The sequence below is a fragment of the Nonomuraea sp. MTCD27 genome, assembly GCF_041950495.1.
In the GTDB taxonomy this organism is placed as follows: Bacteria; Actinomycetota; Actinomycetes; order Streptosporangiales; family Streptosporangiaceae; genus Nonomuraea.
In genome coordinates this window covers 43,476-66,327 of record NZ_JBGNUW010000017.1, presented here as the reverse complement: position 1 = coordinate 66,327, position 22,852 = coordinate 43,476, and the positions used below count along the sequence as shown (strand labels likewise).

At 71.6% G+C, this 22,852-nt stretch carries 22 protein-coding genes; 15 read left to right on the top strand and 7 right to left on the bottom strand.

Annotated features, from left to right (window positions below; genetic code table 11):
• The first annotated feature begins 3 nt into the window (after window positions 1–3).
• Entirely contained in the window at window positions 4–1,296 is a 1,293-nt protein-coding gene (locus ACBJ59_RS40605) for an ABC transporter substrate-binding protein (protein WP_375115440.1), read from the top strand.
• A gap of 341 nt (window positions 1,297–1,637) precedes the next feature.
• A complete protein-coding gene (locus tag ACBJ59_RS40600; protein ID WP_375115439.1) occupies window positions 1,638–4,409 on the top strand; it encodes an AAA family ATPase in 2,772 nt (923 codons plus the stop codon).
• 80 nt (window positions 4,410–4,489) lie between these two features.
• Here ACBJ59_RS40600 and ACBJ59_RS40595 read toward each other — a convergent pair whose 3' ends face one another.
• On the bottom strand, window positions 4,490–5,074 hold the full coding sequence (locus tag ACBJ59_RS40595; protein ID WP_375115438.1) for a short chain dehydrogenase: 585 nt from the start codon (window positions 5,072–5,074) through the stop codon (window positions 4,490–4,492).
• 127 nt (window positions 5,075–5,201) lie between these two features.
• On the opposite strand from ACBJ59_RS40595, the gene ACBJ59_RS40590 reads away from it, so the two are divergent.
• From ACBJ59_RS40590 to ACBJ59_RS40565, 6 genes are all read left to right on the top strand, one after another.
• Window positions 5,202–6,194 carry a zinc-binding alcohol dehydrogenase family protein gene (locus tag ACBJ59_RS40590; protein WP_375115437.1) on the top strand — a complete coding sequence of 331 codons (993 nt, stop codon included), beginning with the start codon at window positions 5,202–5,204 and terminating at the stop codon, window positions 6,192–6,194.
• Window positions 6,195–6,219: 25 nt separating this feature from the next.
• On the top strand, window positions 6,220–6,408 hold the full coding sequence (locus tag ACBJ59_RS40585; protein ID WP_375115436.1) for a hypothetical protein: 189 nt from the start codon (window positions 6,220–6,222) through the stop codon (window positions 6,406–6,408).
• Window positions 6,393–6,545 carry a hypothetical protein gene (locus ACBJ59_RS40580; protein WP_375115435.1) on the top strand — a complete coding sequence of 51 codons (153 nt, stop codon included), beginning with the start codon at window positions 6,393–6,395 and terminating at the stop codon, window positions 6,543–6,545. Before ACBJ59_RS40585 ends, ACBJ59_RS40580 begins: the two co-directional genes overlap by 16 nt.
• Window positions 6,520–6,678, top strand: coding sequence for a hypothetical protein (locus ACBJ59_RS40575; RefSeq protein ID WP_375115434.1), 159 nt, complete (start codon window positions 6,520–6,522; stop codon window positions 6,676–6,678). Before ACBJ59_RS40580 ends, ACBJ59_RS40575 begins: the two co-directional genes overlap by 26 nt.
• A 217-nt stretch (window positions 6,679–6,895) precedes the next feature.
• Window positions 6,896–9,631, top strand: a complete 2,736-nt coding sequence (locus ACBJ59_RS40570) for a cation-translocating P-type ATPase (protein WP_375115433.1) — start codon at window positions 6,896–6,898, stop codon at window positions 9,629–9,631.
• A gap of 138 nt (window positions 9,632–9,769) precedes the next feature.
• Window positions 9,770–10,237: an Ohr family peroxiredoxin gene (locus ACBJ59_RS40565; protein ID WP_375115432.1), complete on the top strand. Its 468-nt coding sequence runs from the start codon at window positions 9,770–9,772 to the stop codon at window positions 10,235–10,237.
• A gap of 41 nt (window positions 10,238–10,278) precedes the next feature.
• Here ACBJ59_RS40565 and ACBJ59_RS40560 read toward each other — a convergent pair whose 3' ends face one another.
• From ACBJ59_RS40560 to ACBJ59_RS40545, 4 genes are all read right to left on the bottom strand, one after another.
• Window positions 10,279–12,417, bottom strand: coding sequence for a transglycosylase domain-containing protein (locus ACBJ59_RS40560; protein WP_375115431.1), 2,139 nt, complete (start codon window positions 12,415–12,417; stop codon window positions 10,279–10,281).
• A complete protein-coding gene (gene bla / locus ACBJ59_RS40555) occupies window positions 12,417–13,400 on the bottom strand; it encodes a class A beta-lactamase (protein ID WP_375115430.1) in 984 nt (327 codons plus the stop codon). The genes ACBJ59_RS40560 and bla overlap by 1 nt, the downstream gene beginning before the upstream one ends.
• Window positions 13,401–13,520: 120 nt before the next feature.
• Complete coding sequence (locus ACBJ59_RS40550; protein ID WP_375115429.1) at window positions 13,521–14,714, bottom strand: MFS transporter; 1,194 nt, start codon at window positions 14,712–14,714, stop codon at window positions 13,521–13,523.
• A gap of 110 nt (window positions 14,715–14,824) precedes the next feature.
• Window positions 14,825–15,412: a winged helix-turn-helix domain-containing protein gene (locus tag ACBJ59_RS40545; protein WP_375115428.1), complete on the bottom strand. Its 588-nt coding sequence runs from the start codon at window positions 15,410–15,412 to the stop codon at window positions 14,825–14,827.
• 141 nt (window positions 15,413–15,553) lie between these two features.
• Between ACBJ59_RS40545 and ACBJ59_RS40540 the strand changes: the two genes are divergently transcribed.
• The 6 genes from ACBJ59_RS40540 to ACBJ59_RS40515 all read left to right on the top strand — a co-directional run bounded on the left by ACBJ59_RS40540 (window position 15,554) and on the right by ACBJ59_RS40515 (window position 18,597).
• Window positions 15,554–16,513 carry an alpha/beta fold hydrolase gene (locus tag ACBJ59_RS40540; protein WP_375115427.1) on the top strand — a complete coding sequence of 320 codons (960 nt, stop codon included), beginning with the start codon at window positions 15,554–15,556 and terminating at the stop codon, window positions 16,511–16,513.
• 38 nt (window positions 16,514–16,551) lie between these two features.
• A complete protein-coding gene (locus ACBJ59_RS40535) occupies window positions 16,552–16,938 on the top strand; it encodes a hypothetical protein (RefSeq protein ID WP_364138598.1) in 387 nt (128 codons plus the stop codon).
• Between the two features lie 59 nt (window positions 16,939–16,997).
• Window positions 16,998–17,324: a DUF202 domain-containing protein gene (locus tag ACBJ59_RS40530; RefSeq protein WP_364138601.1), complete on the top strand. Its 327-nt coding sequence runs from the start codon at window positions 16,998–17,000 to the stop codon at window positions 17,322–17,324.
• A gap of 14 nt (window positions 17,325–17,338) precedes the next feature.
• Window positions 17,339–17,674, top strand: a complete 336-nt coding sequence (locus ACBJ59_RS40525; protein WP_375115426.1) for a DUF202 domain-containing protein — start codon at window positions 17,339–17,341, stop codon at window positions 17,672–17,674.
• 56 nt (window positions 17,675–17,730) lie between these two features.
• Window positions 17,731–18,033 carry a hypothetical protein gene (locus tag ACBJ59_RS40520; protein WP_375115425.1) on the top strand — a complete coding sequence of 101 codons (303 nt, stop codon included), beginning with the start codon at window positions 17,731–17,733 and terminating at the stop codon, window positions 18,031–18,033.
• A gap of 126 nt (window positions 18,034–18,159) precedes the next feature.
• A complete protein-coding gene (locus ACBJ59_RS40515; RefSeq protein ID WP_375115424.1) occupies window positions 18,160–18,597 on the top strand; it encodes a hypothetical protein in 438 nt (145 codons plus the stop codon).
• On the opposite strand, the gene ACBJ59_RS40510 is transcribed toward ACBJ59_RS40515, so the two are convergent.
• Window positions 18,594–20,444, bottom strand: coding sequence for an ABC transporter ATP-binding protein (locus tag ACBJ59_RS40510; RefSeq protein ID WP_375115423.1), 1,851 nt, complete (start codon window positions 20,442–20,444; stop codon window positions 18,594–18,596). The two genes, ACBJ59_RS40515 and ACBJ59_RS40510, sit on opposite strands and share 4 nt — an antisense overlap.
• The gene (locus tag ACBJ59_RS40505; protein WP_375115422.1) at window positions 20,441–22,225 is read right to left on the bottom strand and encodes an ABC transporter ATP-binding protein; all 1,785 of its coding nucleotides are present in this window, start codon (window positions 22,223–22,225) and stop codon (window positions 20,441–20,443) included. Before ACBJ59_RS40505 ends, ACBJ59_RS40510 begins: the two co-directional genes overlap by 4 nt.
• Window positions 22,226–22,360: 135 nt before the next feature.
• On the opposite strand from ACBJ59_RS40505, the gene ACBJ59_RS40500 reads away from it, so the two are divergent.
• Window positions 22,361–22,834 carry a nucleoside deaminase gene (locus ACBJ59_RS40500; protein WP_375115421.1) on the top strand — a complete coding sequence of 158 codons (474 nt, stop codon included), beginning with the start codon at window positions 22,361–22,363 and terminating at the stop codon, window positions 22,832–22,834.
• Window positions 22,835–22,852 lie beyond the last annotated feature (18 nt).

The window sequence follows — 22,852 nt, the reverse complement described above, 5'->3', positions numbered from 1 at the left end:
GCGATGAAGAGTCGCTCCGCAACCGGATTTATCGCCATAATGGCCCTGCTGTCCGCATGCGGTGTCTTCCGGGGGGACGATCAGGGCGGTGAGGGCGCCGCCGCGCAGGCTCCAGGCGTCACCGCCGAACCCTGCCCCTCAGCCGTCGACACCAAGAAGGGCTGCATCTACCTCGGCACGGTCTCCGACCTGACCTCCGGCCCCTTCGCCGCGCTGGCCGTACCGATCACCGACGCCCAGAAGGCGTTCTGGGCCCGCGTCAACAAGGCGGGCGGCATCGGCGGCAAGTACGAGGTGGACGTCACCAGGTACGTCAAGGACAACAAGTACAACCCGGAGGTGCACCGGCAGGTCTACAACGAGATCAAGGACCAGGTGCTCGGGCTGGCCCAGACGCTCGGCTCGCCGACGACGGCGGCCATCATCGGCGACCTCAAGGCCAACAACATCGTCGCGGCCCCCGCCTCCTGGACCTCGGCCTGGGAGTTCGAGGACGTCATCATCGAGACCGGCTCCAACTACTGCGTGGAGGCCATGAACTCGGTGGACTACGCGATGGACACGTACAAGCCGAAGTCGGTCATGGCCGTCCACCTGGCGGGCGACTACGGCGCCGACGCCGCGGCCGGCGCCAAGTTCGCCGCCGAGCGCAACGGCCTGAAGTTCACCAGCGTCGAGACCCCGACGGGCGCGACCGAGCAGGGCCGGGCCATCACGGAGATCACCAAGAACAAGCCGGACCTGGTCATCCTGACGACGGGCCCCGCGGACGCCGCCACGATCGTCGGCCAGACGGCCGCGGCCGGCTACAAGGGCCGCTTCATCGGCACCGGCCCCACCTGGAACCCCGCCCTCCTGCAGTCGCCGGCGGCACCGGCGCTGAAGGCCCTGTACGAGCAGTCGGCCCCCGGCCGTCCCTGGGACGCCGACACGCCCGGCCACAAGGCGATGCGCGACGCGCTGCCCGGCGTCACCCCCAACGACGGCTACACGTCGGGCTGGGCGTGGGCGTACCCGCTGAAGGCGGCCCTGGACCAGATGGTGGCCGGCGGGGACGTCAGCCGGAAGGGTCTGCTGGCGGCGGTCAAGACGCTGAAGACGGTCGACTACGAGGGCATGCTGCCCCCGGAGGCCGGCAACTACGCGGACGCCACGGGCGCCTCGGTGTTCCGGCAGACCCTGATCAACAAGGTGGACGACAAGGCGACCACGGGGGTCACCACGGTGAAGGACTTCTTCGTGGGGCCCACGGCGCAGGCGCACACGTTCGACGGGCCCTGCTACACCAAGCTGTAGCCCGCCGATAGCTCCGGACCCCTCGCCGCTCCCTCGTCCCCGGGCGAGGGGTGGAGCCGTTGCGTACTTCTGCCTGTGGTTCTGCCTCGACCGCAGCTCACCGCGCCTGCTTCCATTTGTCGTGCGCACCTTTTCGAGGGAACGATGCCTGACCCGGTCGTCGGCACGGCTCCCACTCGCGCACCGACCTGTGCGCTGCGTCGATTTGTCGAACCCTGACAGATGTGGAAGCCCATGATCTCCTCCGAGTCCTCGGCCGAGCGGCGATACACCGGGACGGATGAACACATGAGCCGCGACAGCGCCCCTGTCGCGGCCGGCGTGCCGGTCGGGCGGTCCTGGTGATCGGCAGGGATCCCAGGCCGCAGCTGCGTGGCCGGCTGATCGAGTGCGAGACGCTGGACCGGCTGGTGGGGACCGTGCAGGCCGGCCGCAGCGCGGTCATGGTCGTACGCGGCGAGGTCGGCATCGGCAAGACGGCGCTGCTGGAATTCGCGCGCGGCAGCGCGTCCGGCTGCCGCATCGCCCGGGCGGCCGGCGTCGAGTCGGAGATGGAGCTGGCCTTCGGCGGGCTGCACCAGCTGTGCGCCCCGTTCCTGGACCATCTCGCTCGCCTGCCCGGCCCGCAGCGCGACGCGCTCCAAACCGCGTTCGGCCTGAGCGCGGGACATCCGCCGGACCGCTTCCTGGTCGGGCTGGCCGTGCTCAGCCTGCTCGCCGAGGTGTCGGAGAAGGAGCCGCTGGTCTGTCTGATCGACGACGCCCAGTGGCTGGACCGGGTCTCCGCGCAGACGCTCGCCTTCGTCGCGCGGCGGCTGCTCGCCGAGCCGATCGGGCTGGTGCTCGCCGTGCGCGACTCCAGCCTCGAGACCGAGCTGGTGGGGCTGCCGCAGCTGGCGGTGGGCCGGTTGAGCGACATCGACGCCCGCGCGCTGCTGGACTCCGTGACGCCCGGGCGGCTGGACGAGCGGGTCCGGGACCGGATCGTCGCCGAGACGCAGGGCAACCCGCTGGCCCTGCTGGAGCTGCCCCGGGGACTGACGCCGGCGGAGCTGGCCGGCGGGTTCGGGCGTCCGGACGCGCGGCCGCTGGCCGGCCAGATCGAGCAGAGCTTCCTGCGCCGCGTCGAGTCGCTGTCGGCCGAGACGCAGCAGTTGCTGCTCATCGCGGCGGCCGAACCGATAGGCGATGTGACCCTGCTGACCCGCGCGGCCGAGTCGCTGGGCATCGACGCCTCCGCCGCGTCGCCGGCCGAGGCGGCGGGGCTGATCACCATCGGGACCCGCGTCCGGTTCCGCCATCCCCTCGTACGCTCGGCGGCCTACCGGGTGGCGGCCCCGCAGGACCGGCAGCACGTGCACCGCGCGCTGGCCGACGCGACCGATCCGCAGACCGATCCCGACCGCCGCGCGTGGCATCTGGCCAACTCGATGACCGGCCCGGATGAGACGGTTGCCGCCGAGCTGGAGCGCTCGGCCGATCGGGCGCAGGCGCGCGGCGGGGTCGCGGCGGCGGCCGCGTTCCTGGAGCGGGCGGCCGAGCTGACCCCCGATTCCGCCCGCCGCGGGGCCAGGGCGCTGGCGGCGGCGCGGGCCAAGTATCAGGCCGGCGGGTACGACGCCGCGCTCGAGTTGCTGGACGCGGCCGAGCTCAGCCCCCTGGACGAGCGCGAACGGGCCCAGGCCGACCTGCTGCGCGGTCAGATCGTGTGCGCCTCCACCAGTGCCGGCGCCGCCCTGCCGCTGCTGCTCAAAGCCGGCAAGCGCCTGGAGCCGCTGGACACCGGTCTGGCCCGCGAGACCTACCGCGACGCGCTGAACGCGGCCATGACGGCCGGCCACCTGCCGAGCGGCGCTCAGGTCGTGGACGTCGCCAAGGCGGTGCTGGCCGCACCGCCGGGTCCGCCACCAGGGCGCAACGATCTGCTCCTGGACGGCGCGGCCGTGGTGGCCACCGAGGGGTTCCCGGCGGGCGTGCCGATGATCCTGCGGGCCCTGGAGGACTTCCGCGACGGAGGGGTCTCCAGGGACGAGGGACTGGGCTGGCTCCCGTTCGCCTGCCGCGTGGCCCACAACGTCTGGGACTTCGACAGCTGGTCGGTGCTCTCGGCGAGGCTGGTGGACCTGGCCCGCGAGACGGGGACGCTGTCGGTGCTGCCGCTGGCCCTCCACATGCGCGTGTCGAACCGGGCCCTCGCCGGCGAGCTCGCCGCCGCCGACGCGCTGGTCGCCGAGGCAGAGGCGATCGGTGAGGCGACGGGCAGCCGCTTCCTCGCCCAGTACGCCGCTCTGGTGCTCGAGCCCTGGAAGGGCCGGGAGGCCGCGACGCGCCAGGCGATCGAAGCGCTCACGCAGGACACGGTCCTGCAGCGGGAAGGCATGGTGGTGGCCGCCACCCAGTGGGCGAGCGCGGTGCTGTACAACGGCCTGGCTCGCTACGAGGAGGCGTACGTCGCGGCGGAGCGAGGCTGCGAGCACCCGCAGGAACTCGGAGGCCCGTTCATCAGGTCGCTGATCGAGCTCGTCGAGGCCGCCGCCCGGAGCGGTCGGGCGGCCCGGGCGGCCGAGGCCGCCGTGCGGATCGACGAGCTGGCACAGGCCAGTGGCACCGACTGGGCCCTCGGCACGTCGGCGAGCGCGCGTGCCCAGGCGAGCACCGGACCGGCCGCCGAGGCTCTGTACCGCGAGGCGATCGAGCGGCTCGGCAGCACCGAGGTCCGGGTGACGCTCGCCCGTACCCGGCTGCTCTACGGGGAGTGGCTGCGCCGGGAGAACCGCCGCGTCGACGCGCGCGAGCAACTCGGCGTCGCCTACGAGATGCTCGGCCAGATGGGCGCCGAGGCGTTCGCCGAACGCGCCCGGCGCGAGCTGCAGGCCACCGGCGAGACCGTCCGCAAGCGCGCCGCCGAGGTGCGCTCCTCCGCGCTCACCGCCCAGGAAACGCAGATAGCGCGCCTGGCCGGTGACGGGCTGACGAACCCCGAGATCGGCGCGCAGCTCTTCATCAGCCCGCACACCGTCGAATGGCACCTGCGCAAGGTCTTCGCCAAGCTCGGCATCTCCTCCCGCAAGCAGATCCGCACGGTGCTCGGCGGCGCGGCGGCCACGGCCTGACCGCTCCGCGGGCGAGATCCGGCAGGCTCTCGCCCGCATCGCCGCTGACTGAGCCGGGGCGGTGGCGTCCCGTACCCCCGTCAGGGAATGATCGTCTGTCCTCGCGCGGAGCCTTCGACGGCTTCGACATACGCCCGCGCGACCTCGGCGGCAGGCGTTCCGGCGGAGCCGTCCGTGCCCATGGCCTCCAGCGTCTCCCGAACCCAACCCGGGCTGATCACGTTGATCCGCAGCCCGCGCGGAAGCTCGGCGGCCGCGTTGCGGACGAAGCCCTCCAGGCCCGAGTTGACCAGCGCACCCAGCGAGCCACCGGCCAGCGGGGCGGCGAACGTCCCCGCGGTGAGCGTGATCGAGCCACCGTCCCGCAGGTGGTGCGCGGCACGCATGGCCAAGGCGACTTGCCCCAGCAGCTTGCCGCGCAGCCCGGCCGCGAACTCCGCGTCCTTGGCCGTACCCAGGTCGATCAGCGGCCCGCCGGCAGCGCAGCACACCACCGCGTCGGCGTCGGGTACCGCGGCGAAGAGGGCGTCGAGCGAGGCGGGGTCCTCCAGATCCACCCGCACCTCACCGCGCCGCGAGGCCGGCACCACGAGATGGGCCGGTCGCAACGCGCCGACGACGGCCCGGCCCAGGGTCCCCGTCGCTCCGATCACGATCACTTTCATGCCTCGATCATGCCGACAGGGGCGCCGCGGCGGGGAGGTGGCCGGGCGGCCCGCCACCTTTCAAGATCACTCCTGCTGGTACGTTGAGGCGGGTCGGAATGTAATGTCGATCCCGATAACGGAGGGCATGATGCGCGCCGTCGTCGTCAAGCAACCCGGCCCTGTCGAGGCTCTGGAGATCGTGGAGGTCCAGGAGCCCACGCCGGGCGAGGGCGAGATCGCCATCGACGTGGAGTACGCCGGCGTCGGCTTCGTCGACACCCTGTTCCGCGCCGGCGCCTTCGACTTCCCGGTCCCGTTCACGCCGGGCATCGAGGTCACCGGCCGCGTACGCTCGGTCGGCCCCGGCGTGACCGGTTTCGAGCCCGGCCGGCCCGTGGGCGCCTGCCTGAACGACTTCGGCAGGGCCGCCCGTGCCGGCGGGTACGCGGAGGTCGCCGTCGCGCACGCCACCATGGCCGTGCCGCTCCCGGAGGCCGCCGACCGGGCCCGCGTCGCGGGCGCCCTGGTGAACGGCGTCACCGCCTGGATGGCGCTGCACGACCTGGCACGCCTGCGGGCGGACGAGGACGTCGTGGTGCTGGGCGCCGGCGGCGGCCTGGGAGGCACCATGTGCCGCATGGCCGCGGCCCACCCGGCCCGCAAGGTGATCGGCGTCGTCGGCAGCGAGGCCAAACGCCCGGCGGCCCCCGCGGAGTGCACCGACGTCGTCCTCGCCGCCGACCTCGACGACGCCCTCAGGCGGCTGAGCGGCGGGCGCGGCGTGGACGTGGTGGTCGACCCGGTGGGCGGGGACCTGCGGCGCCGGGCGTTCGAGCACCTGGCACCGTTCGGCCGCCTGCTGATCGTCGGCGACGCCAGCGGCGACGACACGGCACTGCCCGGCGACGGCGCCTGGCTGAACTCCCGCCAGGTCATCGGCCTGAGCGTCGGCGGGGTGGCCCATCTCGTCCCGCGGTCGGTGGCCACGGCGAGCGCGGCGGTCATCGGCCTCCTCCACCGCGGCGTGCTGAACGAACCGGTGCCGGCGGTGGTGCCGTTGAGCCAGGTCGCCGACGTCCACGCGGCCCTGGAGTCCCGCACGGCGCCCCCGAAGACGGTCCTGGCCGTACGTGAGTGACGGGTGCGCATCGGATGGTGCCGCGATGACGGGGACCTCAGGCGAGGAGGCCGATGGCGACGCCCTGAAGGAGGCGTTGCGCGCCTACGACGAGGCTCACGCCGCCCTCACCGGCGAGAACTCACGTCCGCTTCTGCGGATGTTTCGGACGTCGAAGAGGACAGTGCCGGTGGTGATGCCGGTGGTGATGCCGGTGGTGTGCTCTCGATCCTGACCCGCACCGACTACCTGGTCGACGACTTCGACGAGATCATCGCGGCGGGACGGCGGGCGTACCGTTCGATCGAGCCCGACGCGGGCGAGGACGAGGTGCGGGATCACGGGGATGATCTGGTTCCTGGAGGTCGGTGAGGCGATGCCGGTCGAGTACCACAACTGCCCGGTGGATCCGTTCGCGGTGGCCGGGGAGGCGGATGACGGGCTGCTCTACACGCACCGTCACATCTACATGCCGCCGCCGGGCGACTTCCCGGAGACCGGCTAGCGTCGGCCGGCGCCTGCACGTCACTCGGACGGAAGGATCTGTCTGTCACAACCGGCTCGGTCGTTCGGTCATAGCAGGGGGCGGAGTTCCCCCCATCCCGGCGGGTGCGCGGGACGGCCGATGGTCGTCGGGTTCCCATCAGCTGTTCCGGCACTTCACCAGGGTGGAGACGCGGTGCCGGCCGGGAGACGGTCACGCAGCAACGGAGGATGACCGCATGATCGAACCGGATCAGGTGCCGTGGCACGCGCTGCCGGCGGGCGATGTCGCCTTGCGGCTTCAGGCGGCGCCGGAGGACGGTCTGTCGACCGGCGAAGCGGCACACCGGCTCGAGCGGTACGGCCCCAACCAACTGCGGGAGGCGGCCCGCGAGCCGCGCTGGCGGGCGTTCCTGCGCCAATTCCAGGACCTGATGATCCTGATCCTGCTGGTCGCCGCCGCGGTCAGCCTGGTGATCTCGCGGGACTGGGAGACCCCGCTCGCGATCGCCGTGGTCGTGCTGCTGAACGCCACCATCGGCTTCGTTCAGGAGTCCCGCGCCGAAGCCTCGCTGGAGGCGCTGCGGAGGATGACCTCCACCACCGCCACCGTGCGGCGCGACGGCCGGCTCGCCCGGCTGGACGCCAAGGAGCTGGTTCCCGGTGACGTGGTGGTCGTCGAGGCCGGAGACCGGGTGCCGGCGGACGGGCGGCTGTTGTCGTCGTCCGCGCTGGAGGTACGGGAGGCGGCGCTGACCGGGGAGGCCCAGCCGGTCGCCAAGTCCGCCGCCGGCCAGGTCGAGGAGGGGGCGCCGCTGGGTGACCGGACGAACGCGTTGTTCATGAACACCTCGGTCACCCGCGGGCGGGGCGAGATGCTGGTCACCGCCACCGGCATGGCGACCGAGACCGGCCGGATCGCTGGCCTGCTCGCCACGGCCAAGCCGGTCCCGACCCCGCTCCAACGGCAGATCAGCGTGCTCAGCCGGACCCTGGCCCTCATCTCCGCCGTCGTGGTCGTCATCGTGGTCGTGCTCGGACTGGTGCGCGGACAGGAGCTCGGCGTGCTGTTCGTCACCGCGGTCTCGCTGGCGGTGGCCGCCATCCCCGAGGGGCTGCCGGCGGTCGTGGCGTTCACGCTGGCCATGGGCACCGACCGGCTCGCCCGCCGCGGAGCCATCGTCAAGCGGCTGTCCTCGGTGGAGACCCTCGGCAGCACCTCGCAGATCTGCACCGACAAGACCGGCACGCTGACCCTCAACCAGATGACCGCCCGCGAGCTCGTCCTCGCGCAGCGGCGCTTCACCGTCTCCGGTCACGGCTACGCCGTCGACGGGCGGATCCGCTCCACGGACGGCCTCCCGCCACCTCCCACCCTGGACCAGGCGTTACTCGCGATGGCGCTCTGTACCGACGCCGTGCTCCGCGACGAGGAAGAGGTGGTCGGCGACCCCACCGAAGCCGCCCTGGTGGTGCTCGCCGAGAAGGGCGACATCGACGTCACGGCCCTGCGCCGGCGGCACCCGCGCCTGGCGGAGATCCCCTTCGACGCCGACCACAAGTTCATGGCCACGTTCCACCACTGGACGGACGACGACGGCCGGCCGGTCGTGCGCTGCTTCGTCAAAGGCGCGCCGGACGTCCTGGCCGCACGTGCCACCCACCAGCTGGGCCCGGACGGCGTCGCCGAGCTCGACCCGCAGGCCCGGCGACGCCACGACGAGGAGAACGCGACCCTCGCCGAACAGGGCCGCCGGGTGCTGGCCGTGGGCCGCCAGGACTTCCCCGCCGACGGGTTCGACACCGGCGACGACGCGAAGGAGTTGCTGGACCGCATCGTCCTGATCGCCCTGGTCGGCATCGTCGACCCGCCCCGCCCGGAGGCACGGCAGGCCATCGAGCAGTGCCACGAAGCGGGCATCCGGGTCCGCATGATCACCGGTGATCACGCGGTGACGGCCGCGGCCATCGCCCGCGACCTGGACATCCCCGGGCAAGCCGTCACCGGCGCCGAGCTCGACCAGATCTCCGACGACACCGAGCTGGCCCGCCGCCTGGACGACATCGGCGTGATCGCCCGGGTCTCACCCGAGCACAAGCTGCGCATCGTCGGTGCCCTGCAGGCCCGCGGCGACGTGGTCGCGATGACCGGCGACGGAGTCAACGACGCCCCCGCGCTACGCAAGGCGGACATCGGTGTCGCCATGGGCCTGACCGGGACGGAGGTGACCAAGGAGGCGGCGACCATGGTCCTGACCGACGACAACTTCGCCACCATCGTGGGCGCCGTACGCGAGGGGCGCGGCGTCTACGACAACATCGTCAAGTTCACCCGTTTCCAGCTCTCCACCGCGCTCGGCTTCGTCCTGACGTTCCTGATCACCTCGCTGACCGGCATCGCCGGCGGCGCCCCGTTCACCGCCCTGCAGATCCTCTTCGTCAACCTCGTCATGGACGGCCCGCCCGCGATGTCCCTCGGCGTGGACCCGGTCAGCCCGGACGCGATGAGGCGGCCACCCCGCCCCGCGCGCGAAGCCATCCTCACCCGTGAGCGTCTCATCCGCATCCTGCTGACCAGCGCCATCATGGCGACCGGCACCGCCGCCGTGCTCGTCTGGGCCCCGGGGCCCGCCCCTGCCGTGGGCCAGGCCAGTGTCGCGGGCACGATGGCGCTCGTCACGTTCGTCTTCTTCCAGGCGTTCAACCTGCTCACCGTCCGCCACCCCACCCGCAGCCTGTTCCACCGCGAGACCCTGCACAACGTCAACCCGCTGCTCGCCACCCTGGCGGTGGTCGCCTTGCTGCTGCTCATCGTCGAACTGGACGCCCTGCACGGCTTCTTCACCACCACCGATCTCACCTTCGGGCAGTGGATGACCTGCTTGGCCGTCGGCTCGGCCATCCTGTGGACCGGCGAGGTCGTCAAGGCCCTGCTACGCGTACGCGACCGCCGTCGTCGCACTCACGGCACGTGAGCGCGACCTCATGGGGATCGTCAACCCGTTCGAACGCTCACGCAGGCGGAAAGCCGGATCGGCCTGTCACAACACGCCGCGCCATCCGGTCTTAATTTGCTGGAACCCAAGAACAGAGTGCCACTGAAAGGTGTACCGATGAACAACCCGACATTGTCCCCGGAGCACGACTACAGCGGCTCGACGTTCAGACCGCTCTACACCACGCGTGTCACCGTGACCGCCGGAGCTTCCGCCCGGGCCGACTCCGCCGACCGCGGCCTCACCCTGGAGCTGCGGATGCCCGAGGAGATGGGTGACGACAACCTCGGCCCGGACCCCGAACAGCTCTTCGCCGCCGGATACGCCGCCTGCTTCCACGGCGTCCTCGCCCTGCTGGCCCGCCGGCACCTCCTCGACCCCGAGACGATCAGCGTGGAAGCAGCCGTCGCCTTCGCCCGCGACCCTGCCGACGGCGACTACGAGCTGAGCGCCGACCTCGTCGTGACCTGGCCCGGAGTCGAACGCGAGACGGCGGCCCCGTTGCTCGCGCAGGCGAGCGCGCTGTGCCCGTACGCGAAGATGACCCGCCGAAGCGTGCCCGCCACCATCAGCTTCGCCGCCTGAGCTCGCGCCTCCGGCGGTGGAGCGCCGCCCAGACGGCAGACCTATTCCAGGATGTCGTCCGGGCCGAGGGTCACCTCCGGGGTCGCTTCGCCGGACTCCTCCGGCTTCTCCTGGCGGCAGCCCTCGCCGCACCCTTCGAAGCGCGCGGCGTCGATCGGTGTGAAGGCCGTCGGCTCCACCCCCCTCAGTGCCGACATCATCGTGTCCTTCCAGATCGGACCCGGGATGCTGGCCCCCTGGACGGCCCCGTAGTACCGGCCGCCGATCGTCACGCCCGTCAGCTTGTGACGCTGGGATCCCCGGGGGTCGCCGAGGCTGACTGCGGCCGCCAGGTCCGGGGTGAAGCCGGCGAACCAGGCCGACGCGTAGTCGTCCGTGGTGCCCGTCTTGCCGGCGGCGTCCCGGCCGATGCCCCCGACTCCGCTCATCGTGCCCTTCGTGAACACCCCGGACAGGACCTCGGCGGTCGCGTCGGCGATCGCCGGTTCCAGGGCCTCGCGGCACTTCGGGCGGTAGCGGGTGGTCTTGCCGTTCCTGTCCGTGATGTGGGTGATCACCATCGGGGCGCAGTACGTGCCGCGCGCCGCGATCGCCGCGTACGCGCTCGCCACCGTCACCGGGTCCGCCTCGTTGATGCCGAGCGTGAACGTCTCGAACTCCTGCAGCTTCTTCCCGTCCGCCCGCCGGATGCCCAGCGACTTGGCCGTCTTGACCGTGTCGCAGAGCCCGACCCGCTCCTCCAGCTCCATGAAGAACGTGTTCACCGAGTCCCACGTCCCGCTCCGCAGCGTCTTCCAGCCGGGGGAGCCCTCGTCGTTGGTGACGGTGTGCGTCGGGTCGCCGACGCTCTGGTCCGCGCAGTTCTTGAACGTCGAGTACGCCGGGGCCCGGTAGCCGGCGCCGGCGGTGAGGCCGTCGTCCAGCTTCATGCCCTCCTCCAGCGCCGTGATCAGGGTGAACGTCTTGAACGTGGAGCCGGGCTGGAAGCCGATGCCGCCCCCGTGCGCGGCGTCGGCGACCACGTTGTACGAGATCTCGTTCCGGGCCGCGCTCCTCCCGTACCGCCTGCTGGCGGCCATCGCCCTGATCGCCCCCGTGCCGGGCTCCACCAGGGCCTCGGAGGCGACCGGCTCGTCGGAGGCGTGCACGTACCGCTTGATGGCCCGGTCGGCGGCGGCCTGCATGGCCGGGTCGATCGTCGTCCTGATCGTCAGGCCGCCGCGGTTGAGCATCGTCAGCCTGGCCTTGGCGGTGCGGCCGAAGTCGGGGTTGCTGAGGATCTCGTGTCGGACATACAGGCAGAAGTACGGATATTTGCTGGACTCGCAGCCGCCGGGGATCTGCGTGCCCTTGTACCCGAGCTTGGTGGCCTTCGCCTTGGCCGCCTCGGCGGTGGTGATCTTGCCGAGCTCGGCCATCCGGTCCAGGACCACGTTGCGGCGCTTCAGCAGGCGCTCGCGATGCTGCTTGCCCAGGTTGGGGTCGGTGGCGTTCGGGTCCTGGACGGCCCCCGCGAGCGTGGCCGCCTGCGGCAGGGTCAGCTTGGCCGCGGACCCGCCGAAGAAGCGCTTGGCCGCCGCCTCCACCCCGTACGCGCCGGCGCCGAAATACGCGATGTTCAGATATTTCTCGAGAATCTGGTCCTTGGTGTACTTCTCCTCGATCCCCATCGCGTACCGCAGCTCGTTGAGCTTGCGCGCGTAGCTCGCCTCCAGGGCCGCGTTCCGCTCCGCCTCGGTGTCGGCCGAGTTGAGCAGCACCTGCTTGACGTACTGCTGGGTGATGCTCGACCCGCCCTGGCTCACCCGGCCCGACTGCAGGTTCGTCGCGAACGCCCGCAGCGTGCCCTCGATGTCGATCGCCCCGTGCTCGTAGAACCGGAAGTCCTCGATCGACACGATGGCCGTCTTCATCGTCTCGGAGATCTCGTCGAAGCCGACGACCTCTCGGTACTCCTCGTAGAAGCGGGCGATCTCGCCGCCCTTGGCGTCCCGCACGATCGTGACCTCGGCCGGCGGCGGCTCGGCGAGGTCGGCGGGCTTGAGGTTCACCTCACCGGCGGCCGTCACGAACCCGAACCCGGCGCCCCCGACGGCCGGGATCGCGATGGCGGCCACGAGCACGCCCGCCGCCGCACCCGCGGCGCCCAGGCGTATGATCTTCGTCCCCCGACGTGACATCAGAGCCTGCCGAGCCCGCGGGCCAGGATCGTGGCGGCCCGGGCGATGACCGTGTCGTCGGCGGGCAGGCCGGCGACCTCGCGGTTGGTGTAGACGGCCAGGATGATCGGGGCACCCGACCTGCCGGACGGCCAGGCCACGGCGATGTCGTTGGCCGCGCCGATCTCCGAGTTCGTGCCCGTCTTGTCGCCGATCGTCCAGGTCTTGGGCAGGCCGGCGCGGATGCGCGCGTCGCCGGTCTCGGTGGCCACCAGCCAGGCGTTGAGCCGCTCCCGGTCTTTGGCGTCAAGCGCGTTGCCGGCCGTGACCAGGCGCAGGTCACGGGCGATGGCCGCGGGCGTGGTGGTGTCGCGCTTGTCCTTGGGGGTCCAGTCGTTCAGCTCGGTCTCCCAGCGGTCCAGGCGGGAGACCGGGTCCTTGAGCGTGCGGAAGTACCTGGTCAGCCCGGCCGGGCCGCCGATCTGCTTGAGCACCATGTTGCCCGCGGTGTTGTCGCTCAGGGTGATGGTCGCCTGGCAGAGCTGCGCGACCGTCAGGCCGTCCTTGACGTGCTTCTCGGTGGTCGGCGAGTTGGGCTTCAGGTCGGCGGCCGTCCACTTGACGACCTTGTCCATCAGGCCAGGCTCGGAGGTGCGGGCCCTGTCCAGCGCCGCCGCGCAGGCCATCGCCTTGAACGTGGACAGCAGCGCGAACCGCTCGCCCGACCGGTACGCGACCGTCCTGCCGGTGGCGGTGTCGATGGCGTACGCGCCGATGCGGCCCTTGAAGGACGCCTCCAGAGCGCGCAGTTCCTTCTTGACCCGGGCCGCGGCCACCGGTGTGGGCTGGACGGTCGCGAATCCCACGGGCGCCGACCGCTCGGCGCTCGCCGCCGGGGCGGCCGTGGCCGTCCCCGATGTCAGCGTGCCGCCCGCCAGGAGGGAGATCGTCAGAGCGGTCGCCCGCAGCGCGGCCGGGTAGCGGCGGGCGCGGAGGTGTCGCATGCCATGTCCTTGCTGTCGTCCGTCATCAGGTCAGAGGGCAGGAGCAAAGCAGATGCGATCAGCCGATGTCTAATAGCGATATCGGGAAAAGTGCGATATCGAATTCCATATGACAGCAGGTCAGCGCCGCCGTAGAAGGACCAGCACCCCCGCGGCGACCAGCCCGCCGGCATGCAGGCACAGCGTCGCCACGATGCCGATCCGGTCGCCGAGCGCGCCCGCGAGCGCCATGCCCAGCAGCCCCGTGGCCGCATGAGCGCTGCCGAGCAGGCCGAAGACGGCACCCCGGCGGTCATCGCCGGTGACCGTCTGGGCCAGGGTGGTGAATCCCGCCATCGCGGCCGCCGAAGGGACGCCGGCCACGACGATCAGCACGAGCGCGGGCCACAGCGCGGGTAACGCCAGCGGGTACGCGAACAGCGCCAGGTCCACCGCCCCGAACACGACCGTCCCCCAGCCCAGCAGCGCCCGGGGCGAGGCGTTCCCCGGGTACGCCGCCACGGCCAGCCCCCCGGCGATCCCGCCGACGGCCTGCACCGACAGGAACAGCCCGTACGCCTCTCCGCGACCGCCCAGCACGTCCGCCACGAACGGCGCCGCCAGCGTCGCGAAGATCCCCTCGCCCAGCCCCGTGATCGCCATGTACGCCACCAGCAGCCGGACCCCCGCGTCCCGCACCGGCGCAGGCGGCCCGCCGGCCCGGCGCGACGTCGGGGCGGCCCGGCCCGGCGCCCGCAGGCCGGCCAGCAGCAGGGCCGAGAGCACGAAGCAGGCCACGTCGATCCACACGACGGCCGCCAGCCCGCCCGCGCCGACCGCGACCCCGCCGGCCATCGCCCCCAGCAGGCGGGCGGCCTGGCCGCTCTGCCCGTGCAGGGCGTTGGCCCGGACGAGCTGCGACTCGGCCACGAGCTGGGGGAGGAGCGCCTTCTGGGCGGGGGCGAGCAGCGTGCTGAGCACGCCCGTCCACAGCGCGACGGCGTAGACGATCCACACCTGGGCCGGCTCGCGTACCGCCAGCAGGGGCAGCAGCCCGGCGGCGAGGAGTAGGTCCGTGGTCACCAGCAGGCGGCGGCGGTCCCAGCGGTCGGCCAGCATCCCGGCCGGCGGGCCCAGCACGACGTCGGGCAGCCGCGAGACCAGCAGCATGATCGCGGTGGACAGCGTGGAGCCGGTCAGCTGGTAGACGTGGAAGGCCAGGCCGGTGCCGATCGCCCAGTCGCCGGTCTGGGAGACCAGGCCGGCCGCCAGCAGCCGCCGGAAGTCCCGGCTCCCGCCCAGCAACCCCCGGATCCCGCCCCCTGCCTCACTCACCGGCGCCACCCCGAACCGGCGAGAAAGCCCCCCGCGCCTCGGCCGCCGGACCCCGCGAGAAAGATCCCCACACTTCAGCCGCCGGACCCGGTGAGGGAGACCTCCGCACCTCAGTCACCGGAGTCGGTCGGGGGGAGGGGGACCAGCATCTGGGTCAGCAGGACCGGGCGCGACCCCTCGGGCCGGGCGGCCGGATCGGCGACGCGGGCCATCAGCGGCTCCAGCAGGCTCGCCAGGCCGGCAGTGACCGCCTCGATCTCCTCCGGCGTCGCGTACAGGTAGGTGTTCCCCACTCCGCCGACCGCCCGCCACGCCCCGGTCTCGTCGGCGCGGTGCTGCTGCCACTCGACCAGCCGCGACAGCGCCCGCTCGGCGAGGACCTGCTCCAGCAGCCCCCGGGCGGCCGTGGTGTCGCCGTCGGCCCAGTCCTGGACGGTTTCGGTCACCTTCCACGGCCGCTCCCGCTCGTCCCGCGCCTCGGCCTGCTCGACGAAGCCGTATTTGGCGAGTTGCCGCAGGTGGTAGGAGGCCAGCGCCTGGCTGATGCCGACCTCGCGGGCGGCGTCGGCGGCGGTCGCCGCGCCGGCGCGCAGCAGCAGCTCGTGCAGCGCCAGCCGGACCGGATGGGCGAACGCCCGCATCGCCGCCGGGTCGTCCAGCACCCGCCGGGGGCGCCCCGGCGTCGATTCCAAAGACATGCTTGGAATCTTCGGGCGAACTGCCCGAGGATGTCAAGGATTCCTTTGGAATGCACGCACTTTGCCGGAACGGCAACGTGGTTCGCGTTCCGGCACGCCAGGGGCGCATAGTCCCCGGAGAGCGAGAAGAGGGGGGCCGACATGGCGGAAGGTGTCACGCATCGGCTGGTCGAGGTGCCCGGGGGCCGGATCCACGTGGCGGAGCAGGGCAGCGGCCCGCTGGTGCTGCTGGTGCACGGCTTTCCCGAGTCGTGGTATTCGTGGCGCCACCAGCTCCCGGCGATCGCCGCGGCCGGGTTCCGGGCGGCGGCCATCGACGTACGCGGCTACGGCCGCTCGTCCAAGCCCGCCCGCACGGCGGACTACCGGATGCTGGCGCACGTCGCCGACAACGCGGCCGTCGTGCGGGCCCTCGGCGAGCGGTCGGCGGTGATCGTCGGCCACGACTGGGGCTCGTCGATCGCGGCCCACTCCGCCCTGCTCAGGCCCGACCTCTTCCGGGCGGCCGGCCTGCTGAGCGTCCCGTACGCGCCGCGCGGCCCCCACCGCCCCACCGACGGCTTCGCCGCGGTCGGCGGGGAGGAGGAGTTCTACGTCAGCTACTTCCAGGAGCCCGGCCGGGCCGAGGCGGAGATCGAGCCCGACGTGCGCGGCTGGCTGGCCGGCTTCTACGCCGCCCTGTCCGCGGAGGGGGAGGGCGCCTACTTCGTGCCCGAGGGCGGCCGGCTGCGCGACCGTTTCCCCAAGGACGTCCTGCCCTCCTGGCTCACCGAGGCCGACCTGGACGTCTACGCGGGCGAGTTCGAGCGGACCGGCCTGACGGGGGCGCTCAACCGCTACCGCAACGTCGACCGGGACTGGGCGGACCTGGCCGCCTGGGACGGCGCGCCGATCACGCAGCCGGCGCTGTTCGTGGGCGGCGCGCTCGACGCCAGCACGACCTGGATGGCCGGCGCCATCGAGGCGTTCCCGCAGACCATGCCCGGCCTGGCCGGCGCCCACATCCTGGACGGCTGCGGGCACTGGGTGCAGCAGGAACGCCCGGACGAGGTCAACGACCTGCTGGCCGGCTGGCTGAGATCGCTCCCGCGAGCCGCGTGATCACGGCACGTGGCCGGGCCCTTGGGTAGGGTCGAGACATGCCTCACTTCAAGAGCCGGTTCGTGCCCCTGGCCCTGTTCGCCTCGTGTGTCCTCGTCGCCGGTTGCAGCGAGGTCAACAGCACCATCGACAAGGCCCAGGCCTGCCTGGAGGCGCCGAAGATCATCGCCGACCTGGGCGCGCAGATCAGCCAGCTGACCAACGACCCGCAGGCCATGGACAAGGCCCTCGACGACGCCGCCGCGAAACTCAACGGTGTGGCCGACAAGGCCGCCAACACCACGATCAAGGAGGCCTCCGACGATCTGGCCGCCACGCTGACCGGCATCACCGTCAACGACGTCAACGACGCCGTGGACGCGGCACAGAAGGTCACCGCCGACGGAGCCGCCTACGTGGAGAAGATCGCGCAGGCCTGCAGCTGAGTAGCCAGGGAGAATCCCGGCTTCTCTAGGGGAAATAGGGACGAACTACCGTTTTTCCCATGGAACCCGACCCGCGTTTCACCTTGGCCAACGAACGCACCTTCCTCACGTGGCTGAGCACGGCGCTGGCGCTCAGCGCGGGTGGGGTCGCCATGGCGGCCGTGCCCGCGGACGTGTTCGTGCCGTGGATCCGTACGACGCTGGCCGTCGTGCTGGTCACCCTCTCCGCGCTGGCGGCGGGCATGGCCTACCCCCGCTGGCGCAACATCCAGCGGGCGCTGCGTCAGCAGGCGCCGCTGCCGCCGCCCGCCCTCGCGGCCGTCTTCGGGTACGGCGTCGCCGCCGTGGCCGTGGTCGCCCTCGTGCTCATCATCCTGTCGGCCTGACAGGCGCCTGACAGATGACGGGGGAAGAGGAGATCTGGGACCGGGGCCTGCAGAGCGAGCGCACCCGGCTGGCCTGGGTGCGCACGGCCGTGGCGCTGTCCACCGGCGGGCTCGGCGCGGCCGGGGTGGCCGCCAGGAGCGGCCTGCCCGCCATCGCGATCGCCGGTTTCGCGATGGCCGCGCTCTGCGGCGGGGTGCTGCTGATCAGGACGAGGCTGCGGTTCCGGCGGGTGCAGGCGGCGCTGCACGCCGGCCTGCCCCTGGACGCCGGGCTCGACGCGTTTTTCGCCTGGCTTGGCACGTTGAGCGTGGTCGCGGGCGCTTTGACCTTTGTGTTCACCGTTCGGTGAGCCTGGTTGCGGGAATTCGGGAAGGAGGCGGAGACTCGAACCAAGGGGGTGACCTCATGGAGGAGGAACACAGGAAAGTGCCCTTCGAGTGCCGGCGCTGCTGGCACGTATGGGAGGAAGACTACGTCGTCAGACGGATCGAAGACGACCACGGCAACGCGGGCGAGATCTGGCTGCGCGCCGGGCTGCCCGTCCCGCCGCCCTCGCCGGGCGCCATCTGCCCGCGGTGCGGCTGTCAGCAGGCCACCACGTTCCCGGACGGCTACCTGTCACGCCATCCGGAGCTGATCCCACCGGTCGAGCCGGGCGTCCCGGACGCGACGCCGTTGCTCAGCCCGGTGCCGAGGCCGCTTTACTGACTCCAAACCCTGACAGTGGGTAAGGAATTCGTAGCGGTCGGTGGCAGAAAGCCCGTCTTGCAGGGAGATCGGAGCCGGGCGGACACTCGGGACGCAACGGCGATCGAACAGCCGGGGGTGGTCCTGATGACCGACGGGTTCGACACCCGCGAGATGTGGCCCTACGAATGCCTTCGCTGCCTGCACGTGTGGGAAGAGGAATTCGTCGTCAGACATCTCTCCGACGCGTACGGCAACGGGGTCGACATCTGGCTCAGCTCGGGAGTTCCCGTGCCGCCGCCCTGGTCGGGCACCGGTTGCCCCGACTGCGGCGCATACGACGTGACCTGGTTCCCCTCCGGGTATCTGACCCGCCACCCCGAGCTCGTTCCCGGGCCCGAGCCGGATCCGGCACCGGTCCCGGCCACTGGACCGGCGCCGGTGCCGGTGCGGAGAGGTGTGCCCGCTCCCGCGCGGGCACACCTGCCCGGCCGGTTACTGGTGGCGCTGGGCGTGCCGCTGGCCGTGTTCGTGGGATATGAGCTGTACACGAACATCGTGGCCGCGGCCCGCCCGCTCCACTAGCTCAGGCTGTCCAGCCAGGCCTGGTGCAGCCCGGCGAACCGGCCCGAGGCCGCGATGAGCTGGGCCGGCGGGCCGTCCTCGACGATCCGGCCGCGCTCCATGACCAGCACCCGGTCGGCGATCTCGACGGTCGACAACCGGTGCGCGATGATCAGAGCCGTCCGCTCCGCGAGGATCGTCCGCAGCGCGCGCTGCACCAGCCGCTCGCTGGGCACGTCGAGGCTGGAGGTGGCCTCGTCCAGGATCAGCACGGCCGGGTCGGCGAGGAACGCCCGGGCGAACGCCACGAGCTGCCGCTGCCCGGCGGACATGCGCCCGCCGCGCTTGCCCACCTCGGTCTCGTAGCCGTCGGGCAGGCCCGCGATGAACTCGTGGGCGCCGATGGCCTTGGCCGCCTCGCGTACCTGCCGGTCGGTGGCGTCGGGCCGGCCGAACCGGATGTTGTCCGCGACCGTTCCGCTGAACAGGAAGTTCTCCTGCGTCACCATGACCACGGCCTGGCGCAGCGTCGGCTCGTCGAGCGTGCGCAGATCGACGCCGTCGAGCAGCACGCGGCCCTCGGTCGGGTCGTAGAAGCGGGAGATGAGCTTGGCCAGCGTCGTCTTGCCCGCACCCGTCGCGCCGACCAGCGCCACGCTCTGTCCCGCCGGGATCGTCAGATCCAGGCGGGGCAGGATCGGCATCTCCTTGACGTAGGAGAACTCGACGGCCTCGAAGCGCACCTTGCCGCGCGCCCGGCCGCCGGGCAGCGCCGCCGGCTCGCGCGGCTCGGGGACGCCGGGCTCCTCCTCCAGCACGCCCGACAGCTTCTCCAGCGCCGCGCCGGCCGACTGCAGCGTGTTGTAGAACTGGCTGACCTCCTGCATCGGCTCGTAGAACTGCCGGAGATACAGCAGGAAAGCCGTCAGCACGCCGACCTTGACGTCACCGTGCAGGGCCAGCCAGCCGCCGTAGAGCAGCACCCCGCCGATCGTCAGGTTGCCGATCAGCTTGATGCCGGTCATGAACGTGGCGCCGAGCTGCATGCCGCGCGCGTTCGCGTCCCGGTAGTCGTCGTTGAGCTGCTCGAAGATCTCCTGGTTGCGCGGCTCCCTGCGGAAGGCCTGCACCGCGCGGATGCCGGTCATCGACTCCACGAAGTGCACGATCACCAGGGCCACCGTCTCGCGGGTACGCCGGTAGACGATGGCCGACTGCCGGCGGAACCACTTGGTGAACAGCAGCAGCAGGGGCAGCGGGACCAGCGCCACCAGGCCCAGGTGCACGTCGAGGATCAGCAGCAGCACCGCCGTGCCGACCATGGTCAGCACGGCCTTGACCAGCGCGTCGAACCCCGACTGGAGCAGCTCGGCGATGGCCTCGATGTCCGAGGTCAGCCGCGAGATGACGCGCCCGGAGGTGTACTTCTCGTGGAAGTTCAGCGACAGCCGCTGGAAGTGGTCGAACACCCTCCTGCGCAGCTCCAGCAGGATGCTCTGGCCGATCGTGCCCGACAGCCGCAGGAACGCCTGCCGGGTCAGCGCCTGCGTGACCGCCGCGGCCAGGATCACCCCGACCACGGTGAGCAGGACGCCGGCGCCCGACCCGCGGGTGATCGGCGGGATGCCATCGTCGATGCCCACCGAGACCAGGAAGGGGATCGACAGGCCCGCCGCGTTGGAGACCACGATGATCAGGATGAGCAGCGTGATCTTCTTGCGGTACGGGCGCAGCAGCGCGCCGAGCAGTTGCCGCGAGCGAGCCCGCAGCAGCACGGACACCTTGGCCGGCAGCTCGTCCTGGTCCTCGGAGGCGACGCCGAGCCAGGACCTCGCGTCCGGCTTGGTCTCCGGAGCCGTGGTCGTCATCGCAGAGCCCCTTCCGACGCGTCGTCGAAGTCGGCGTCCTGGGCCAGCAGCTCCCGGTATTCGGGGACCTGGGCCAGCAGCTCCTGGTGCTGCCCGACGTGGGTGATCGTGCCGCCGCGCAGCAGCGCCACCTTGTCGGCCAGCAGCACGGTGGAGGCGCGGTGGGCGACCACGATGCCGGTCGCCTCGCGCAGCACGTGCCGCAGCGCCTCTTCCACCAGGGCCTCGGTCTCGACGTCGAGCGCGGACAGCGTGTCGTCGAGCACCAGGATCCGCGGCTTGCTCAGCACGGCCCTGGCCAGGGCGAGGCGCTGCCGCTGGCCGCCCGACAGGGACAGGCCCTGCTCGCCGATCCGGGTGTCGAGGCCCCACGGCAGGTCGTAGACGAACATGGCCTGCGCCGTCTGGATGGCCTCGGCCAGCTCCTCCTCGGTGGCGTCGAGCCGGCCGAGGGTGAGGTTCTCGCGCACGCTCATCGAGAACAGCGTGGGCTCCTCGAACGCCGTCGCCACCACCGAGCGCAGCGTCTTGAGGTCGAGGTCGCGTACGTCGTGCCCGTCGATCGTGACCCGGCCCGAGGTGGGGTCGATCAGCCGGGGCACCAGCGCGGTCAGGGTGGTCTTGCCCGCCCCGGTCGCGCCCACGATGGCCACCGTCTCGCCCGGCCGGACCTCCAGCCAGACGTCGCGCAGCACCGGCTCCTCGGAGTCGGCGAAGCCGAAGCCGACGCCTTCGAAGCGCAGGTGGCCGCGCGGCCGCTCGATGGTGTCGCTGCCGCCCTCGATGGCCGGGACGGTGTCCATGACCTCCATCAGGCGGTCGGCGGAGGTCATCGCCTCCTGGGCCATGGCCAGGATGTAGCCGAGGCTCGCGATGGGCCAGACGAGCTGCAGCATCAGCGTGGTGAAGGCCACCAGGGTGCCCAGCGTCAGCGCGCCGGAGCCGACCGCCAGCGCGCCGAGCAGCAGGACCAGGGCCAGCGTGATGTTCGGGATGAACTCCAGGAAGGAGAAGAACTTGGCGGACAGCCGCACCTTGTCCATCGACGTGCCGTACACCTTGAGCGCGGCGTCGTCGTAGCGGTCGTAGACGTGGTGGCGGCGGCCGAACGCCTTGATCGTGCGGATCCCGAGCGCGGACTCCTCGACGAGCGTGGCGAGGTCGCCCTGCTGGTCCTGGACCTGGCGGGAGATCCTGATGTAGCGCTTCTCGAAGCGCAGCGACGTCCACACGATCGGCACGGACGAGGCCAGCACCAGCAGCCCGAGCGGCCAGTACATGTTCAGCAGCAGCACGGTGACCGTGATGAGCTGAAGGATGTTCATGACCAGGAAGAGCATGCCGAAGCCGAGGAAACGACGGATCGTCGACAGGTCCGTCGTGGCCCGTGATAACAGCTGCCCGGACTGCCAGTCTCCGTGGAAGCCCATGGGCAGGCGCTGCAGGTGCTCGTACAGGTCGTCGCGGATGGCGGTCTCCAGGCCGAGCACCGGTTTGACCTGGAGCCACCGCCGGAAGAAGATCAGCAGGGCCTCGAGGACGCCGACGCCGATCGCGAGCAGCCCGAGCGGGAGCAGCGCGTCGGAGTCGCCGTGTGCCACGGGGCCGTCGATGATCTCACCGCTGATGAGCGGCAGGGCGATGCCGACGCCAATGCCGACGATCGCGGACAGCCAGATGATGACCAATCTGACGACGTACGGGCGGAGGTAGGACTTCATCCGCCACAAGGAGTTGGAGGACAGCAGGGGACGGCGAGGTGTGTGCGTATCGGGAGGCATCCCTTCTAGGCTAATACGTGGGATCAACCGATTTTCTGTGGCCTCAGGGTCGGTTTCCTGTACGTGACATGGGGAAACGTGAAAGATCGTGCATTTCTGGCAGACCATAACCGGCCTTGCGACGAAGAGGAATCCGTGATCGACCAAGCAGAGCTTCCGCACCTGCGGCGTTGCGTCGAGCTCGCCACGCGGGCCCTGGAGGTGGGCGACGAGCCGTTCGGCTCGGTGCTGGTCTCCGGCGACGGCGCCGTCCTGGCCGAGGACCACAACCGGGTCGCGGCCGGGGACCGCACGCAACATCCGGAGTTCGCGCTCGCCCGCTGGGCCGCCGAGCACATGACGCCCGAGGAGCGGGCAGCGGCCACCGTCTACACCTCCGGCGAGCACTGCCCCATGTGCGCGGCCGCGCACGCGTGGGTGGGACTGGGGCGGATCGTCTACGTCGCCTCCTCGGCCCAGCTGTCCGCCTGGCTGGCCGAGCTGGGCGTGCCCGCGCCGCCCGTGCGCACGCTGCCGGTCAACGAGGTCGCGCCCGGCGTGGTCGTGGAGGGCCCGGTGCCCGAGCTGGTCGGGGAGGTCCGCGAGCTGCACCGCCGCTACCACGGCTGACGACCGACACCCGTTTGA